Raw genomic sequence first — 15,543 nt, 5'->3', positions numbered from 1 at the left:
CCTGCTCCCCTTATCTGTTGCGATTGCCGCGGCCCAAGGCCCGGCTCATCTGCGCCGCGATCTGGCCCTGTGAGCGGCGGAACCCCTGCACATCGGGTGTGGAGATGTTCATCACCACATTCACCGCCCTCCCCGCGCCTTGCGTCCGCACGCCCAGCTTGCCGTCCGCTCCACGCGCCAACGGCATGATCGCCTCGGGGCCCGCCTCACCCATCAACCCGGTGCCACCGCGCATCGGAAACATCGTCGGGCCGCTGACAACGCCACCATTGGCAAACGGCATCACGCGGCCTTGGGAGAAACTGCCACCATCTGCAAAGGGCAGTATCCCCTGCACCAAGCCGCCAACCCCATTGGCCAGCATGCCGCCAAAATGATCCGTCACCGGCTTGATCGCCGCCGAATAGGCCGTGCGGATCATCGAGTTTTTCAGCACATCCAGCGCGCCCGACAGGTTCATCCCGTCCAGCACCACGCCATCAAACGCCTTGCGCAGCCCGCCGGACATGCCACGCTCCAGCGTGGCCACATCCTTGCCGGTCTCCTCGAACGCGGCCTTGATCCGCCGCATCTGACCATCAAAGGCCGAGGCCATGGTGGCGGCATCCCCCAGCGCATCGCCCAGCGCCTCTCCCCGCTCCTGCAGGTCGTCAAAACCCTCACGATCCGTCATCACCCTCTCCTTGTTCTTTGTCCGGATAGGCCGCCAGCAAGGCATCCAGCCCCGCCCGATTCATCGCTGGCATCCCCGCGCCGTGGCCCAGCATCAGCCGCAACTCGGCTGGTGTCAGACGCCAGAACTGGTCCGGCGTCAGGCGCAGGCCGAGGATTCCGGCCCGCATCAGCGCGGGCCAGTCGAACCCGCTCACTCAGGCACCATGAAGGCCCGCGCCAGCAACTCGGCTGCCGCCTTGGCCCCCGCCATCGGCCCGCCCGCAATCTCGGCATGCAGCAGATCATCGCGTGTGACCTGCGCTCCTCCGCCCCGCAACCCAGCGACAAGCAGCTCCAGCACATCACCGCTGGAATAAGCACCGCCTTCAAACCGCTGCACCAGCTCGACCAGAGAACCGGCCTGCAGTTTTTGTTCCAATTCCGCCAAGGTACCCAAAGTCAGTTTGAGCACCCGCTGCTGCCCATCGATGGTCAGCGCCACCTCGCCCGCCCACGGATTTGCCATCAGAGCGCCGTAAAGCTCAGCGCACCGGCGCTTGCCATGCTCATCTCATAGGTCGCCTCACCGTTATGCGAGCCCGCATATTCAATGCTGCTGACCTGAAACGGGCCCTCGACAATGCCGAAATCAGGGATAATCACCTGAAAACCGGGCGTTTCACCGTCAAAGAACAACTGGCGCGCACGTTCATCCGTGCCTTCATCCTTGAAAACGCCCGAACCCGAGATCGAGGCCGATTTGACCCCCGCCCCAGACAACAGCTCGCGCCACCCGCCCTGGCTTTCCAGGCTGGTGACATCGACACTTTCCGCGTTGAAACTGATCCGCGTGGCGCGCAGGCCCGCGATGGTCTCGAACAGGCCGGTGCCGTTCATATCCACTTTGACCAACAGGTCTTTTCCGTTCTGGGCAGCCATATGCTCTCTCCGTTGATTGCTTAGTCATCTTCCACGCGGGCGCGGAATCTCAGATCGATCTGGCGGATCGCGCCGCCAGTTCCCGTGCGCCGGGCGCTGGCACGCTCGAACCACAGCCCCACCAAATGGCCCCGGTCCAAAGTCAGCGCCGCACCTTCCAGCGCATCGCAAACCGCACCGGCCAGTGTCTTGGCCGCACCAAAACCCGCCGCTTCGGACACCACCGAGACCGTGAACCGATGCACGGCACCCGTGCCCGACCGATCCGAGGCATCCCGCACCTCTTCCGGCCCCAGGGTCACGTAGGTCTGCGGCAACACCCCCGAGGGCACCGCGTCATAAATCGCACCGCCCGAAAGCGTGTTAACCTGCGCATCCCCCGAAAGCTGTTGAAACATCGCCGCCTGCAACGCGGCTGCAACGCCATAGCTCATGCCGCCACCTCTTCATCTGCGAAACAGGTCAGGTACTGGCCGCGCGGATCGCGCTCGGCCACCGCACGAATGACAAACCGGCGCGTCCCTTCGGCGAACCGCTGATCCGGCGCAGGCCGCATCGAGGACCCCTCCGGCACGCCGCGCACCACGATCCGATAGCCAACCCGCGACACCGAGGCACCACCAACAGCCCGTTCCGCCCCGCTGCGCGCAGAGACCTCAGCCCAAAGCGCACCCAGTGCGGCCCATGTCTCGGTGTAACCTCCCGCACCATCGGCACTACGAACCGGAGCCTCCAGCACCAGTTTGCGGTTCAATCGCGGCGCGCTCATTGCGTCACCCCTGCGCCGAAACGCACCGTGCGATAGCGCTGGATCAGGCTGGTCACGCCAAACGGCATGCACCCTGCGCCCAGCGCCGTCTCATCGCGATATTCGTAGTAATGCGCCGCCAGCAGCAGCACCGCCTGCCCCAGATCAGCGGGCAGCCCGCCCCAATCCGCAGCCATTCCGGCCGTGAAAACGATCTTCACCGAGCCGCCGGTCTGCACCCTTGGCAAGCAAGCGCCAACCGGACGCAACTGAGGGCGCTGCATGTCGCGCTCCAAACGGTAAGCTTCGGCATCCACAACCATGTCGGTCCCCGCCGCATCCGTCAGCGTGATCGCAGCAACCGAGACCACCGGGGCCACCGGCAGCACTTCACCTGCTGGATCGCGCCAACCGTTCAGGCTCCACGAGAAATCCCGTTCGATCAGCACCTTACCGGTGCGCGCCTCAATCGCCGCAATGGCCGCACGCAGAAAGCCATTCAACACCTCGTCCTGCACATTGCCCTCGGCAAACCCCGTGCCCAGCCGCAGATGCGCCTTGAACTGATCCACCGGCAGCGCCGCATCCGCGATGGCGGTTTCTTCGATCAACATCATCCATTCACTCCGCAATCTCGGACCCCTCCGGGGCCGTATCCTTGGAAAATGACGGGCACGCGCCGCCCCACGTTGCTCGGACGGAGGGGAGCAGCTAGACAACGCGGGGGATCTCACCCCGGCCCGCGCCCGCCGCCCGAGGGGCCTTGCAGCCCCCCGGATCCGCCACCGCTTAGGCGATGCCGAATTTCAGCAGTTTGATTGCAGCAAAATCGCTCACATCACCGCCCACGCGCTTGGTCGCGTAGAACAGGACATGCGGCTTGGCGCTGAACGGATCGCGCAGCACCCGCAGATCGGGACGTTCGGCTATGGTGTAGCCCGACTGGAAGTCACCGAAGGCAATCGAATAGCTGTCGGTCGCCGCATCCGGCATGTCCTCGGCAATCAGCACCGGATAGCCCATCAGACGCGCAGGCTCACCAGCGGCTAGGCCATCCGACCAAAGGAAGCGGCCATCGCTGTCCTTCAGCTTGCGGATCAGACCCGCGGTTTTCGAGTTCATCACGAAAGTGCCGTTCACCCGGTACTGCGCGCCCAGCGCATAGACCACGTCCACAATCGCATCCGCATCGACGCCACCATCAATGCCCGACGCGACATAACCCAGGCTATCCCAGCCCCAGCTGCCGTTTTCCATCGTGCGGTGGGTCAGGATACCCTTGGGCTTGTCCACACCATCACCATTGATGAACGCCGCCGCCTCGGCCCGTGCGAACTTGTCGGCGATGCGACCGGCCAACCAGCCTTCGACATCAAACGCACTGTCATCCAACAGACGCTGCGACGCCTTGGGCAGCGCGCTCAGCTCGTGCAGCGGGATCGAAATCCGATCAATCGATGGGGTCGAGGTCTCAGCCGTGGCCGAGTTTTCATCCGCCCAGCCCGCACCCACATCGGTGTGGTCGATCAGCACGTCGAACGAGTTCGCCTCGACATTCACCACCGACGCAATCGAACGGATCGAAGCGGTCGAATTCAACACCGACTTGATCATCTCAGCCGTCTGCGGATCGACCAGATAGCCACCATCGCTGTTGACCGCCGTCGAAAGCGACTTGGCTTCAATCTCCAGCCCGCGCAGCCCGTCATCCTCGCCCGAACGCACATAGGCGTCAAAGGCCTTCTGATGCGGTGCGCCGTCCTCGATCGAGGCCGCAAGATGCGGGCGTGCCGCGATGGTTGATTTACGATCCAGCATGGTCAGTCGCTCTTCTGTCTGTTGCAGTTGGGTTTTAACTTCGGCCTTGAGGCCCTTGAATTCATTCACGAAGCCAGCCATCGCCTGCTTCACCTCCTGAACCAGGGGCGCACCCTCTCCGGTCAAGGCCGGGGTCTCGGTCTTGCTCATCAGCACTTCCTTATTGGGGGGTTAGAGGCGCTAGATCCGCGCCAGCTCCTGCCGGGCGTCGTTGAACACCTCAGCAATACTGCGCCAGGTGTTTTCAACGTCAGGCTCCACGCCTTTCGCCGCCACCCGCGCACTGGGCAGCATCGGGAAAGTCACCAGCGACACCTCCCATAGCTCCAGTTCGGTCAGGACCCGCTGGCCCTTGTCATTCTTCACAGCCCGCTTGGTACGATAACCAATCGACAGGCCATCCATAGCGCCCGCCCGGATCAACTCGGCCGCCTCACGGCCCTTTTGCGTGCTCTCCAGCAGACGCCCCTTGACCCATAGGCCCTTGTCGTCCTCGCGCACCTCATCCCAGACGCCGATAGGCTGCGCCGGATCGTGCTGCCACAGCATCTTGACCCGCTGACCCGCCTTCGCCAGCCCCTCCAGCGAGCCCCTATACGCCCCGCGCTGCACCACATCGCTGCCCTGATCGACCTGCCCAAACAGGCTGGCATACCCTTCGATCACCGCATCGTCGGTCACCGACAAGCTGTCTCCGAACTGTGCGAATTTATGTTCCAAATCCATAAACTTCTCCATGTAACCCACTGACATTATGGCGTTACCACAAGGAATGACTGAAACGCCTGCGCCAAAATCACCGCCGCTACGCCATAGACTGTCAGCCACAACCGCTTCTCCAGCCGCTCCATCATTTCCTCGATCTGATCCAGCCGCCGACAGAGATGCGCATGCTGGATCTCCGCCACCCGCTCATGCGCGGCCAAGCGCAGGCCCGGCGCGCAATCGAACGGAGGATACCCGTCACCCATCGGCACGCTCCGGCAGCCCCAGCAAGGCGCGTTTCTCGGCGTCTGTCAGGAATTCGGCGTTGCTGACCCGCGCCCATTGCGCATCCCGTTCCGCCGACAGCGCCGGCACCTGATCCAGATCGGGCTTCAGCATCAGATCCTCGCCGGTAAAGCCCGCCAGCCACTCCGACACCGCCGCCGCCACCCGCGTCACCAGGGGCAGCACGGTCAGGCGATAAAACGCCCGGTTGGCCTCCTGATAGTTCGAATAGGTCGCGTCGCCTTGTATCCCCAGCAACATCGGCGGGACCCCAAAGGCCAACGCGATCTCGCGGGCGGCGGCTTCCTTGGTCTTTTGAAACTCCATGTCGGACGGAGAGAACCCCATCGGCTTCCAATCCAACCCCCCTTCCAGAACCATCGGCCGCCCGGCATTGCGCGCCCCGCGATAGTTCTGCTCGATCTCGTCTGAAAGACGCCGGAACTGATCCTCGGCCATCACCCCATGACCATCGCCCTTCCAGACCAAAGCGCCAGAAGGCCGTGCCGCATTATCCAACAGTGATTTTGACCAGCGCGACGCGCTGTTATGCACATCAATCGCCATCGCCGCCGCCTGCATAGGCGAGAACCCATAGTGGTCATCCTGCGGATGGAACGATTTGATATGACAGATGTTTTCCGCCGCAAACCGGTGCTTCTTACCGCCAACGGCATAGTCATACGACTTGGGCCACCCATCCGCCCCCGGCACCACGCTCATCCGGTCCGAGCGCAAGACATGCAGCTCAACCGGCAGCCCTTCCTCGGCCTGAACCGCCTCAACATATGCATTGCCCGACAGCAGCAACTGCCCAAACAAGGCTTCCATCAATTCCGCCCGCCCCTGTGCCGCATTCGGACGGCGCATGAGGGACAAGATTGGATGGGTATCAAACCGCTGCGCCTGATCCTGCAACACCAATGGCAACGCAGCCGCCGCCTCGGCAATCAGTTTGACGGATCGGAACCCCACCGGGTTCCCCGAAAACCCCGTGCGCGTCAGCGATACTGCGTCCCGAGGGCTCCACGCCACGCGCCCGCCCGTCTGCCACGCCACCACAGGCCCCGCCGCGCTCGCCTTCACCTCCGGCGCTGCCTCAGCCGATCCACGACGCAAGAAATCGAATACCATCTGTGCTCCTTTCTGCCGCCGCTCTGCCCGGCTTGTTGAAAGGAGTTATGACGGAAAGAAGTTTAAGCCTTGGGAATGGGGCGTACGGAGGGTGGGCAACGCGATCGCGTCACCAACCGCTCAAGGCTTCCTGCCACTCACAATATAGGCTGACGCCTGAAATACGACCTTACCATCAGCAGTACGGAACGCTGCTAACGCATCCTCAGCACAGGCTAAGACACTCGCGATTTTTTCTTCGCTCAGATGAATGTCAAAAAGCGGAAGCCAGCCGCGCAAATCAGCCTCAACCATCGTCCGGGCACTTGGAAAGCGCGCCGGTTCAGTGTCGCTCACCACCTCGATGTCCAGGAATCCAGCCGTTTCATAGACTGAAACAACCTCTGCAGGGTTCCCAAGCGAATAAGGCAATCTCAGAGCATCCCCCGCCGCAGTGCTGATCTCGGACTCCAAGAGCTTGATAATGGCGTGATAGGCCGGATTGTGATCCAGATCGTTCCAGACCGCTACGGCCAGCGCGCCGCCCCGCCTGAGGACGCGATGCATTTCCCACGCTGCCGCATCTCGGTCCCGAAAGAACATCATCCCGAACTGGGACAGCACGGCATCAAACGTCCCGCTCTCCAACCCAGTATCCTCTGCACCCGCCAAAACCCAGTCAATGCGTGGCTCAACCTCGCGCGCAGCCGCGATCATTCCCGGCGCTGGATCGAGTCCAGTTACGCGGCCTCCATCGCCCACCACTGACAGCAAGTGCCGCGCCAGAACACCGCTACCGCATGCAATGTCCAAAACCTGCTGGCCAGCTTTCACTCCGGCGCACTTCACCAAATGTGGGGGCCAAGATGCAAACAGCGCTGGCACGAACAGTTGCTCATAACCGCGGCCAGCGTCCAGTTCGTCTTGTGAAACAGCAGGTTCCATGGCGTCTCTCCGGCTCAGCTTTCAGAACCCCGACACGTCAGAGCTTACACTTTTTCGCGATTCGAGACGAGGCACACGACCATTTCATACGTCCTTGCGCCCATCGCTTTACAACGCCCTTACCCTCGGCCTTCTAAACACCCCCGCAGGCCCCACCACCAACTCATGCAGCGCCCAGACCAGCGCGTCGACCCGGTCGGGAGAGCCCTGACCCTCGAACCCCCTCGCGGTCATCTGGCACAACTGCTCCTCCAGCGCGTCCAGCCCGGCCACATGCGCCACCCGCCCTTGCTCGTACAAAGCCGCCACAGGCTCGGCCCGCGCGACCTTGCCGCGCGAGGCCCGCACGGCCCGATAAGGGACCAGAGGGTCCACTTGCCGCACGACCTCTTCCACCAGTTGCCCGCCCTGATTGACCTCGGCCACCAGCCGTTCGGCTCCGAATTCGTCCATCGCGTCTATCGCCGCCTGCGCCCAGCCTGCCGGGCCAACACCCTGCACCGTCCGGTCGGCCAGCACATAGGCCTGCCACGCCTCGGGCGGCCCCTGCAGCTGAGCACCCACAACCACGATCCCGCAGGCATCCGCATCCGCCCCCGCCGTCACCGCTGGGTCCAGCGCCACAACGATCCGATCCAACGCGGGCACCTGCGCACAGCGCGCCGCCTCCAGCATCGAGCCCGTCCATAACGCACCCTCAGCATCCGACAGCAGCACCCCGTCCAACTCCTGCCGCCCCAGCCGCGTGCCTGCGTAGCGCGCGCGTACCTCGGCCAGGAACGAGTCCGCCAGATTGGCCCGGTTCGCCTCGGTCGGCGCGTGGGTCTGCACGGTGGACGGCGACGCCAGCAAGTCCTTCAAAACCTTCACATTGCGTGGTGTGGTCGTCACACAGACCCGAGGCCGATCCCCCAACCGCAACGCAAATTGCAGCATATCCCAGGTCTCACCTGCCTTCTTCCACTTGGCCAACTCATCCACCCAGGCCGCATCGAATTGAGGACCACGCAGCCCCTCAGGATCATGCGCCGAAAACGCCTGCGCCTCGGCCCCGTTGGGCCAGACCAGCTTGCGTTCGGACGCTTTCCACGCAGGCCGCCGATCCGGCGGCGAACACTGCAAGATCCCGCTATCGCCAAAGATCATCACGTCGCGCACCTGATCAAAGGTCTCACCGACCAAGGCCACGCGATACGCCTCGCCCTTGTCCAAAGGCAAAGACCCCTCGACCATCGACCGCACCCACTCAGCCCCGGCCCGCGTCTTACCAGCCCCGCGCCCGCCCATGATCACCCACGACCGCCAGTCGCCCTCGGGCGGCAACTGATGCGGCAGGGCCCAGAACTCGAACAGGAAAGGGAGGGCACACAGCCCCCCCTCCCCGATCTCACTCAGAAATCTGTCCTGCACCGCAGCAGGCGCGGAGGCGAGCCAGCCTGCACCCGATCTCAGATCGTGCCCGATCAAGGTCGAGCGCATAGCCCCCTTGGGCAATTCCGGCTTGTCTGTGATGTTGTTCGACAAAGCTTGTCTCCACTTTCTGGCAACTTCGGATCAGCCCCTCTAGCTGACCCAGTTGCTTGCCTGTTCCGGCAAGGTCTGCATCCTCCCCGGCACCGATCTGTTTTCGCAGTTCTTCCGCTGCCTGACGCAGATCGCGAATGGACCGCTCAAGCGACTGCAACAATTCAGCCGTCTGGGAAATCCGCTCTTCCGGGGTAATCAAAGTCATGTTTGCCTGTGACCTCATGCGTGAGTTTTCTCCGCACGAGAGAAATGAAAAACGGCCACCGGGTCGCCCCAGGGCCGTTGCCCACTTCTTCTAGCATGACATAAGGAGTACGAGATTAAGTGCGCAAAGTCAATAAGTTACGCAACAACAGTGCAACACGCACCGTACGCAGCGTTAAGATGAACCGCCTGTCAAATCCTGCGCCAGCATCATGGCATTCTGATCAGGATCATAGAATGTGGCCGTGCTGACCATGCCTTCGATCGTTTCCGTCGGGCCATCAAACGCCACCCCTGCGGTCTCCAAAGCGTCCCGCGCCGTGGCAATATCACCAACCTCATAGACCGGGACGCAATTGCCCGGCGACGGCTCTGCCTGTTCTCCCAGACCCAATGTCACGCCTTCCACATTGGTGCGCATCTCGCTCCACCCGGCTTCATCGATATGGTGGATCAGTTCGAACCCGAGCATATCGCGATACCAATCCGCGCTGGTGTGGCGATCCCGGACCGAAATCGCAAATGTGATCGTGTTTTTCAATGAAACGAGCGGCATCGGTCTTTCCCTTGTCTGAAAATATAGTTACTATACTTTATGGACATTAATTTACTTGTCAAGCTGACCGCGCGCGCATGGTCGCTGAACATCCTGGCCCTGATGCATTCGGGTGTTCCCGGTCGTCAGGCCCCTTTGCTCGCCGCAACCAGCGCCAGCCGAACAGCCTTTGCGGCAAGTCTCGATCACCTTGCCCAGCTTGGCCTGATCGAGCGAAACCCCGGCCACGGTCACCCTCTGCGCCCAGAATTTCGCCTGACCCCAGCCGGGATCCAGGCCGCCGGGATCGCCAGCGCGATCATTCAGATCGCCCCGGACACCAGTGCGCACAAGCTTCTTCGTAAGTCATGGACCGTACCCATCCTGGCCCTGACCGGCACCCCGCATCGCTTTTCGGCGATCAAGTCTGACCTGACCCCCATCACCGACCGCGCCCTCTCGTCATCCCTGCATCAGCTGGAAGATCACGACTGGATAAGGCGCGATATCGAGACCTCGGGACGGATGCCGTTCCCGACCTATTGCGCGGTCAAAACAGGATTTGCGATCCATCAGGCGGTCGGACTGGCCCAGTAAACGCTGCAACACTCTCAGAAAGCACGCGGAAAACCCGACCCGACAGCTTGACATTCTCGCGCCCAACCCGCATGTGCCCTTCAAACAGCGCTGAAGCGTGAGCATTCGGGCCATCCAGAGCCCCCACAGCGCCCGATCCACCCATAGTTCCCCATCACGCAGGGTTCTTGACGCGACGACCGGACATCGCAGGAACCGCCTGCCTGTCCCGAGGTCTCGCACAACCCCTGCCGGTCGCGGATGCGGCCCATTGCGACTTGCCCATGCGCCAAAGCCATGGGCGAAAAAGGATAGTTCTTTGTTCGACTTCGACATGCTGGGCCTCGCGCCCGCCCTGAACGACGCGTTGCAACGCGCCAATTTCACCCAACCCACGCCGATCCAGAATCAGGCGATTCCGCTGGCGCTGAACGGCCACGATATCCTCGGCCTCGCTCAGACCGGCACCGGCAAAACGCTGGCCTTCGGCCTGCCGCTGATTGACCACTTGCTGGCGCAGCCCGGCAAGCCCGATCCCAAAACCGCCAAGGCCCTGATCCTTGCGCCGACCCGCGAGCTGGTGAACCAGATCGCCGACAGCCTGCGCAACCTCACCAAAAAGACCAAACTGCGCGTCGCCACCGTGGTCGGCGGCCAGTCAATCAACAAGCAGATCATGTTCCTGTCGCGCGGCACCGATATCCTCGTGGCCACGCCCGGCCGTCTGATTGACCTGATGGAGCGCAAGGCCGTCGACCTCAGTTCGGTCCGCCATCTGGTGCTGGATGAGGCCGATCAGATGCTCGACATGGGCTTCATTCACGCCCTGCGCCGCATCGCGCCGGAACTGGGCACGCCGCGCCAGACCATGCTGTTCTCGGCCACCATGCCGAAGCAGATGGAAGAGCTCAGCCGGGCCTACCTGACCAACCCGCAACGGGTGCAGGTCTCGCCCCCCGGCAAAGCGGCGGACAAGATCACCCAGTCGATCCATTTCGTTGAAAAGCCGGCAAAACCCGCCAAGCTGCGCGAGATCCTGTCGGCGGATATGGACGCGCTGACGCTGGTCTTTTCCCGCACCAAACACGGGGCTGAAAAGCTGATGAAAGGCCTCGTCGCCGATGGCTACAACGCGGCCTCGATCCACGGCAACAAAAGCCAGGGCCAGCGCGACCGCGCGATCAAGGCCTTCCGCGCGGGTGAGGTCAATGTGCTTGTCGCCACTGATGTCGCTGCACGCGGCATCGATATTCCCGGCGTGGCTTATGTGATCAACTACGACCTGCCCGAAGTGCCCGACAACTATGTCCACCGCATCGGCCGCACCGCCCGCGCGGGGCGCGAGGGCGAAGCCATTGCCTTCTGCTCAGCCGAAGAGGTTGATCTGCTGCGTCAGATTCAAAAGCTGATGAAGATCGAAATTCCGGTGGCCAGTGGTGAGATGCCCGAGGCGATCACTCCCGCCAAACCTGCCCGTCGACAGAATAATCGCCGCCGGGGTCCGAAACCGCAGAACAACAGCGGGCCGAAACCCGCTGGCCAAAAACGCCGCCGTCCGCGTCGCCCCAAGGCGGCGTGATGCACAGGGTCAGAGGGGTTCCCGCCCCTCTGGTCAATGCAGGCTTGGCGGCGTCACACTTGTTGTCAGGATCGCGGTCACCAGCAGGATCACGGCCATCAGCCCTGCTTCGGCCTTGATCGTGCGGACCAAACCAGATGCCGCCAAGGAGTTCCCTGCGCGCAAACCGGGCACAAAGCGCAGCTTGTTCAGCGCCGCCAACGCCAGCAACGCAGCAACAAGCGCCACTTTCGCCAACAACACCTGCCCATAGCCCGAGGTCAGCATCGCCGTGACCGAACCCGTCAGCCCATAGGCCATATACCCCCCCGCAACCAGCAGCAGCGGCACAAACACCATCGCGACCTGACCAAATCGCTCTCCAAGCCACGCGGCAGCCTCTGCCTGCTCCGGATCAGAGGCCAACCGATGCAAGGGGATCAATATTCCGATCCACGTCGCCGCACAGATCAGATGCAGGACAAGGCTGTAAAGCATAACGGGAACCTCCCGGTCATGCACATGACCGATAGCTGCAAGACCGCAAAGGGCAAGCACCCCGCCAAATATCTGCAGAACCCGGGCAAAGCGCAGCCTAAACAGGCCAACAAGCATCAACGCCAGCCCGATCAACTGCCATCTCAGAGCCACGCCGCTCTGAGTTTGCCATAGCAGGCCCAGCATCTCGGGATCGACAACCCCCGACATATCGCCGGTCAAAGCGCTGCCCTTCAATGCAAAAGAGAGGACGGCGCACAGCATCCCAATTCCCGCGAATGAGGCAATCAGGCTCTGCCGTATCTCAACCCGAAATAGCGCCGCGCAGAACACGGATCCGGCGGCGCCCAGCACACCGACATAAAGCGCCCATTTTGCGAGGATCGAGGCTATGCTGATCGGGTCAGTCACCCGTCATTCGACCGTAAAGCTAAAGCTGCCCATTTGCGGATGTCCATCCTCGGACAAGCCACGCCATTCGATCTGATACGCGCCCGGTCCTGCCGCATCGAAGGGCAGCACGATTTCCGTCGTGAATTCACCTGCCGCGCCCAGATCAACTGTACCCATCTGATCCCCGTTCAACTGCCAATCCACCCGCGTCAGACGAATCTTGCGCCCGAAGACGAGCGATATCTCAGACGGGACCTGATCGATAACCGCGCCATCCACCGGAGTGGTTCGCTGCACAGGCGAATGCGCCATCGCGACCGTCGCCGTCACGAGCAGGGTAAAAACTGTCAGGGCAATTCTTATCATGGCAGATCTTTCCAAACTGTTACTGCGCACGACGATCCGCGAGATACTGCGGACCTCCGGTTTGTACAAAACGGAAGATCCGTGTTTCCGGCGACGTACAACTCGGACATTCTAGGCCACGCGGCTCAATTCCCCGAATTCTGATCCGCTTCGATCTCGCGCCATTTGGCGACGTTTCGATTGTGCTCTTCCAGCGTTTTGGCAAAAGCATGCCCCCCGGTCCCATCCGCAACAAAGAAGATGAAATCCGTATTGTCCGGTGCAACCGCGGCCTCAAGGCTGGCAAGACCCGGATTGGCAATCGGGGTCGGCGGTAATCCTTCGATTACATAAGTATTCCAGGGCGTTACACGGCGTAATTCACTCCGTCGCAAGCCCCGACCCAAGGTCCCTTGCCCTTTGGTGACACCATAGATCACTGTCGGGTCTGTCTGCAGCCTCATACCTTGGTTCAGACGGTTGACGAAAACGCTCGCCACCTGACCGCGCTCTTCCGGCTGCCCAGTTTCCTTTTCGATGATCGAAGCCAGAATCAACATCTCCTCAGGACTGTTCAAAGGCAATCCGTCCTGACGCCCCTCCCAAGCCGCATTGATCCTAAGCTGCTGTTTTTCCTGCATATCTGCCAGGATTACATTCCGATCCTCACCGGGCCTGACCTCATAACTATCAGGGGCAAGCATTCCTTCGGCGGGCAGTTCAGCCACCTCACCAGTCAGCAGATCCATCGCTTTAAGCGACTCGACAACCTGCCAGCTGGTGACCCCTTCAGCCAGAGAAACACGGTAACGCGTATCCGCTTCACCGCGTTTTTCCGCATAGATTTCAGGCGCTTCCTCTTCGCCGATCACAAACGAAGCGACCTCATCAAAATTCAGCGTCGCCGGATTCAACTCGCGCACACGGGTCTGCATCCGGGTTACACCGATACGATATTCGATCTCGGTGCCACAGGTACTGGCCCCGCTGCTCGTGATCTCGTCTACGATCTGCTCCATCGACGACCCTTCGCGCACCAGAAAGCTACCAGCTTTCAGTTGCTGAGATTTATCAGCATAATCAGCGGCAAGGCGAAAGATCAGCCCGCTGCTGATCGCACCCTGATCTTCCAGTTCCTGACTGACGCGGGTCATGTTCGAACCCGGTCTGACTTGCAGGCAGATCGCAGTTTCCAGCGGGCCATCTGACGTGTATTGCGATTGACCCCACAGCACGACGCCGCCCAACAGGAACAAGCAAACGATCAGAACGGTCAGTGCGTTCGACGCCAACGCCCGCCACATTTAACTGGCCTTTCCGAAGATCACGCTTGCATTGGTTCCGCCAAATCCGAACGAGTTCGACAGGGCCACGTTGATCTCACGCTCGCGCTTTGCATTCGGGGCCAGATCGATCGGCGTCTCGACCGCGGGGTTGTCCAGGTTGATCGTCGGAGGGGCGACCTGATCCCGGATCGCGAGGATCGAAAAGATCGCCTCAATCGCGCCCGCCGCACCCAACAGGTGACCCGTTGCAGACTTGGTCGAGGTCATGGTCGCGTTGCTGGCATGATCACCCAGCAAACGCTCGACCGCGCCCAGTTCAATGGTATCAGCCATGGTCGATGTGCCATGCGCATTGATATAGTCCAGATCTTTCGGCTCCAGCCCAGCGCTGCGCAGAGCGGCTCTCATCGAACGCTCGGCCCCGTCACCATCCTCGGAAGGCGCGGTGATGTGATAGGCGTCACCTGACATGCCATAGCCCAGCACCTCGGCATAGATCTTCGCGCCACGCGCTTTGGCGTGTTCATAATCCTCAAGCACCACAATGCCAGCGCCCTCACCCATGACAAAGCCGTCGCGGTCGATGTCATAAGGGCGGCTCGCCTTCTTCGGGTCATCGGCATACTTGGTGGACAGAGCCTTGCAAGCGTTGAAGCCCGCGATGCCGATTTCGCAGATACAGCCTTCACCGCCACCTGCGATCATGACATCCGCATCACCCGCACGGATAATGCGGCTGGCGTCGCCAATCGCGTGGGCACCGGTCGAACACGCGGTCACAACCGAGTGGTTGGGGCCTTTGAAGCCAAACCGGATAGATACCTGCCCTGAGGCCAGATTGATCAGCGCACCCGGAATAAAGAACGGCGACACCCTGCGTGGACCCTTGTCCCGGATCAGGTTCGCAGTTTGGGCAATTGATCCCAACCCGCCAATGCCCGAGCCAATCAGCACACCGGTGCGCAGACGGTCTTCTTCATCATCAGGCAGCCAGCCCGCATCCTTGCAGGCCATCTCGGCCGCAGCGATGGAATAGAGGATGAAATCCTCAATCTTGCGCTGCTCTTTCGGCGGCATCCAGTCATCGGGATTGAACGTCCCGGTGGTGCCATCGCCACGCGGAACTTCGCAGGCATAGGTCGTGGTGACCCCGCTGCCTTCGGCATCAAACAGCGTGATGGGGCCTGCGCCGGACTCACCGTCCAGCAGACGCGACCAGGTTTCCTCGACCCCGCTGGCCAAAGGAGTGACCAATCCCAGACCGGTTACAACGACTCTGCGCATGAAATGCCTCTTGCCTGCTTCCTGTTATGAGAACCGCTCATACCCCGGCCCGGGGTCCGGGGGCAAGAGCAACGGCGGATTCTGACCTAGCAACCTAGGTCTTGCATGTCCGAGAGCGGTCCGCCGACCA

The 15,543-nt window shown here is 61.6% G+C and carries 21 protein-coding genes; 2 read left to right on the top strand and 19 right to left on the bottom strand.

Annotated features, from left to right (window positions below; genetic code table 11):
* Window positions 1-10: 10 nt before the first annotated feature.
* From ACR0NF_RS02375 to ACR0NF_RS02305, 15 genes are all read right to left on the bottom strand, one after another.
* Window positions 11-673 (bottom strand): phage tail tape measure protein, encoded by a 663-nt coding sequence (locus ACR0NF_RS02375; protein WP_480777706.1) that lies wholly within the window; start codon window positions 671-673, stop codon window positions 11-13.
* The gene (locus tag ACR0NF_RS02370; RefSeq protein ID WP_480777705.1) at window positions 660-869 is read right to left on the bottom strand and encodes a rcc01693 family protein; all 210 of its coding nucleotides are present in this window, start codon (window positions 867-869) and stop codon (window positions 660-662) included. Before ACR0NF_RS02370 ends, ACR0NF_RS02375 begins: the two co-directional genes overlap by 14 nt.
* The gene (locus ACR0NF_RS02365; RefSeq protein WP_480777704.1) at window positions 866-1,180 is read right to left on the bottom strand and encodes a gene transfer agent family protein; all 315 of its coding nucleotides are present in this window, start codon (window positions 1,178-1,180) and stop codon (window positions 866-868) included. Before ACR0NF_RS02365 ends, ACR0NF_RS02370 begins: the two co-directional genes overlap by 4 nt.
* Entirely contained in the window at window positions 1,180-1,593 is a 414-nt protein-coding gene (locus ACR0NF_RS02360) for a phage major tail protein, TP901-1 family (RefSeq protein ID WP_170374021.1), read from the bottom strand. The genes ACR0NF_RS02365 and ACR0NF_RS02360 overlap by 1 nt, the downstream gene beginning before the upstream one ends.
* Window positions 1,594-1,613: 20 nt before the next feature.
* Window positions 1,614-2,027, bottom strand: a complete 414-nt coding sequence (locus ACR0NF_RS02355; RefSeq protein ID WP_480469471.1) for a DUF3168 domain-containing protein — start codon at window positions 2,025-2,027, stop codon at window positions 1,614-1,616.
* Window positions 2,024-2,362 carry a phage head closure protein gene (locus ACR0NF_RS02350; protein ID WP_480469470.1) on the bottom strand — a complete coding sequence of 113 codons (339 nt, stop codon included), beginning with the start codon at window positions 2,360-2,362 and terminating at the stop codon, window positions 2,024-2,026. The genes ACR0NF_RS02355 and ACR0NF_RS02350 overlap by 4 nt, the downstream gene beginning before the upstream one ends.
* On the bottom strand, window positions 2,359-2,958 hold the full coding sequence (locus ACR0NF_RS02345; protein ID WP_480666764.1) for a head-tail connector protein: 600 nt from the start codon (window positions 2,956-2,958) through the stop codon (window positions 2,359-2,361). Before ACR0NF_RS02345 ends, ACR0NF_RS02350 begins: the two co-directional genes overlap by 4 nt.
* Window positions 2,959-3,130: 172 nt before the next feature.
* Window positions 3,131-4,309 (bottom strand): phage major capsid protein, encoded by a 1,179-nt coding sequence (locus tag ACR0NF_RS02340; RefSeq protein ID WP_170646364.1) that lies wholly within the window; start codon window positions 4,307-4,309, stop codon window positions 3,131-3,133.
* A 30-nt stretch (window positions 4,310-4,339) separates the two neighbouring features.
* Window positions 4,340-4,885, bottom strand: a complete 546-nt coding sequence (locus ACR0NF_RS02335; protein WP_480777703.1) for an HK97 family phage prohead protease — start codon at window positions 4,883-4,885, stop codon at window positions 4,340-4,342.
* A gap of 26 nt (window positions 4,886-4,911) precedes the next feature.
* Window positions 4,912-5,130: a GTA head formation protein, RCAP_rcc01685 family gene (locus ACR0NF_RS02330; RefSeq protein ID WP_010442100.1), complete on the bottom strand. Its 219-nt coding sequence runs from the start codon at window positions 5,128-5,130 to the stop codon at window positions 4,912-4,914.
* The gene (locus ACR0NF_RS02325) at window positions 5,123-6,283 is read right to left on the bottom strand and encodes a phage portal protein (RefSeq protein WP_480777702.1); all 1,161 of its coding nucleotides are present in this window, start codon (window positions 6,281-6,283) and stop codon (window positions 5,123-5,125) included. Before ACR0NF_RS02325 ends, ACR0NF_RS02330 begins: the two co-directional genes overlap by 8 nt.
* A 120-nt stretch (window positions 6,284-6,403) precedes the next feature.
* Window positions 6,404-7,207, bottom strand: a complete 804-nt coding sequence (locus tag ACR0NF_RS02320; RefSeq protein WP_480469465.1) for a class I SAM-dependent methyltransferase — start codon at window positions 7,205-7,207, stop codon at window positions 6,404-6,406.
* Window positions 7,208-7,315: 108 nt separating this feature from the next.
* Window positions 7,316-8,686: a DNA-packaging protein gene (locus ACR0NF_RS02315; protein WP_480777701.1), complete on the bottom strand. Its 1,371-nt coding sequence runs from the start codon at window positions 8,684-8,686 to the stop codon at window positions 7,316-7,318.
* Window positions 8,595-8,939 carry a hypothetical protein gene (locus tag ACR0NF_RS02310; protein ID WP_480469463.1) on the bottom strand — a complete coding sequence of 115 codons (345 nt, stop codon included), beginning with the start codon at window positions 8,937-8,939 and terminating at the stop codon, window positions 8,595-8,597. Before ACR0NF_RS02310 ends, ACR0NF_RS02315 begins: the two co-directional genes overlap by 92 nt.
* A 174-nt stretch (window positions 8,940-9,113) precedes the next feature.
* Complete coding sequence (locus ACR0NF_RS02305; RefSeq protein WP_480469462.1) at window positions 9,114-9,494, bottom strand: VOC family protein; 381 nt, start codon at window positions 9,492-9,494, stop codon at window positions 9,114-9,116.
* Between the two features lie 39 nt (window positions 9,495-9,533).
* Between ACR0NF_RS02305 and ACR0NF_RS02300 the strand changes: the two genes are divergently transcribed.
* Both ACR0NF_RS02300 and ACR0NF_RS02295 read left to right on the top strand, forming a co-directional pair.
* Window positions 9,534-10,070 carry a winged helix-turn-helix transcriptional regulator gene (locus tag ACR0NF_RS02300; protein WP_480657340.1) on the top strand — a complete coding sequence of 179 codons (537 nt, stop codon included), beginning with the start codon at window positions 9,534-9,536 and terminating at the stop codon, window positions 10,068-10,070.
* A gap of 298 nt (window positions 10,071-10,368) precedes the next feature.
* Window positions 10,369-11,628 (top strand): DEAD/DEAH box helicase, encoded by a 1,260-nt coding sequence (locus tag ACR0NF_RS02295; protein WP_480469460.1) that lies wholly within the window; start codon window positions 10,369-10,371, stop codon window positions 11,626-11,628.
* A gap of 33 nt (window positions 11,629-11,661) precedes the next feature.
* Here the strand turns inward: ACR0NF_RS02295 and ACR0NF_RS02290 are convergent, their stop codons facing one another.
* The 4 genes from ACR0NF_RS02290 to fabF form a co-directional block, all read right to left on the bottom strand.
* Window positions 11,662-12,516 carry a copper resistance D family protein gene (locus ACR0NF_RS02290; RefSeq protein WP_480777700.1) on the bottom strand — a complete coding sequence of 285 codons (855 nt, stop codon included), beginning with the start codon at window positions 12,514-12,516 and terminating at the stop codon, window positions 11,662-11,664.
* A 3-nt stretch (window positions 12,517-12,519) separates the two neighbouring features.
* Window positions 12,520-12,864: a copper resistance CopC family protein gene (locus ACR0NF_RS02285; protein ID WP_480657337.1), complete on the bottom strand. Its 345-nt coding sequence runs from the start codon at window positions 12,862-12,864 to the stop codon at window positions 12,520-12,522.
* Between the two features lie 125 nt (window positions 12,865-12,989).
* A complete protein-coding gene (gene mltG / locus ACR0NF_RS02280) occupies window positions 12,990-14,147 on the bottom strand; it encodes an endolytic transglycosylase MltG (RefSeq protein ID WP_480469457.1) in 1,158 nt (385 codons plus the stop codon).
* Window positions 14,148-15,413 carry a beta-ketoacyl-ACP synthase II gene (gene fabF / locus ACR0NF_RS02275; protein ID WP_480777699.1) on the bottom strand — a complete coding sequence of 422 codons (1,266 nt, stop codon included), beginning with the start codon at window positions 15,411-15,413 and terminating at the stop codon, window positions 14,148-14,150. It abuts the gene before it with no gap.
* Window positions 15,414-15,543 lie beyond the last annotated feature (130 nt).

The sequence above is a fragment of the Ruegeria sp. CF4 genome, from assembly GCF_056537345.1.
This window is presented reverse-complemented; position numbering and strand designations above follow the sequence as displayed.

Excerpts from the sequence above, each read along its gene's own strand:
- ACR0NF_RS02375 (WP_480777706.1), bottom strand. The coding sequence starts at position 673 with ATGACGGATCGTGAGGGTTTTGACGACCTGCAGGAGCGGGGAGAGGCG.
- ACR0NF_RS02365 (WP_480777704.1), bottom strand. The coding sequence starts at position 1,180 with ATGGCAAATCCGTGGGCGGGCGAGGTGGCGCTGACCATCGATGGGCAG.
- ACR0NF_RS02360 (WP_170374021.1), bottom strand. The coding sequence starts at position 1,593 with ATGGCTGCCCAGAACGGAAAAGACCTGTTGGTCAAAGTGGATATGAAC.
- ACR0NF_RS02355 (WP_480469471.1), bottom strand. The coding sequence starts at position 2,027 with ATGAGCTATGGCGTTGCAGCCGCGTTGCAGGCGGCGATGTTTCAACAG.
- ACR0NF_RS02350 (WP_480469470.1), bottom strand. The coding sequence starts at position 2,362 with ATGAGCGCGCCGCGATTGAACCGCAAACTGGTGCTGGAGGCTCCGGTT.
- ACR0NF_RS02345 (WP_480666764.1), bottom strand. The coding sequence starts at position 2,958 with ATGATGTTGATCGAAGAAACCGCCATCGCGGATGCGGCGCTGCCGGTG.
- ACR0NF_RS02340 (WP_170646364.1), bottom strand. The coding sequence starts at position 4,309 with ATGAGCAAGACCGAGACCCCGGCCTTGACCGGAGAGGGTGCGCCCCTG.
- ACR0NF_RS02335 (WP_480777703.1), bottom strand. The coding sequence starts at position 4,885 with ATGGATTTGGAACATAAATTCGCACAGTTCGGAGACAGCTTGTCGGTG.
- ACR0NF_RS02330 (WP_010442100.1), bottom strand. The coding sequence starts at position 5,130 with ATGGGTGACGGGTATCCTCCGTTCGATTGCGCGCCGGGCCTGCGCTTG.
- ACR0NF_RS02325 (WP_480777702.1), bottom strand. The coding sequence starts at position 6,283 with ATGGTATTCGATTTCTTGCGTCGTGGATCGGCTGAGGCAGCGCCGGAG.
- ACR0NF_RS02320 (WP_480469465.1), bottom strand. The coding sequence starts at position 7,207 with ATGGAACCTGCTGTTTCACAAGACGAACTGGACGCTGGCCGCGGTTAT.
- ACR0NF_RS02315 (WP_480777701.1), bottom strand. The coding sequence starts at position 8,686 with ATGCGCTCGACCTTGATCGGGCACGATCTGAGATCGGGTGCAGGCTGG.
- ACR0NF_RS02310 (WP_480469463.1), bottom strand. The coding sequence starts at position 8,939 with ATGACTTTGATTACCCCGGAAGAGCGGATTTCCCAGACGGCTGAATTG.
- ACR0NF_RS02305 (WP_480469462.1), bottom strand. The coding sequence starts at position 9,494 with ATGCCGCTCGTTTCATTGAAAAACACGATCACATTTGCGATTTCGGTC.
- ACR0NF_RS02300 (WP_480657340.1), top strand. The coding sequence starts at position 9,534 with ATGGACATTAATTTACTTGTCAAGCTGACCGCGCGCGCATGGTCGCTG.
- ACR0NF_RS02285 (WP_480657337.1), bottom strand. The coding sequence starts at position 12,864 with ATGATAAGAATTGCCCTGACAGTTTTTACCCTGCTCGTGACGGCGACG.
- mltG (WP_480469457.1), bottom strand. The coding sequence starts at position 14,147 with ATGTGGCGGGCGTTGGCGTCGAACGCACTGACCGTTCTGATCGTTTGC.
- fabF (WP_480777699.1), bottom strand. The coding sequence starts at position 15,413 with ATGCGCAGAGTCGTTGTAACCGGTCTGGGATTGGTCACTCCTTTGGCC.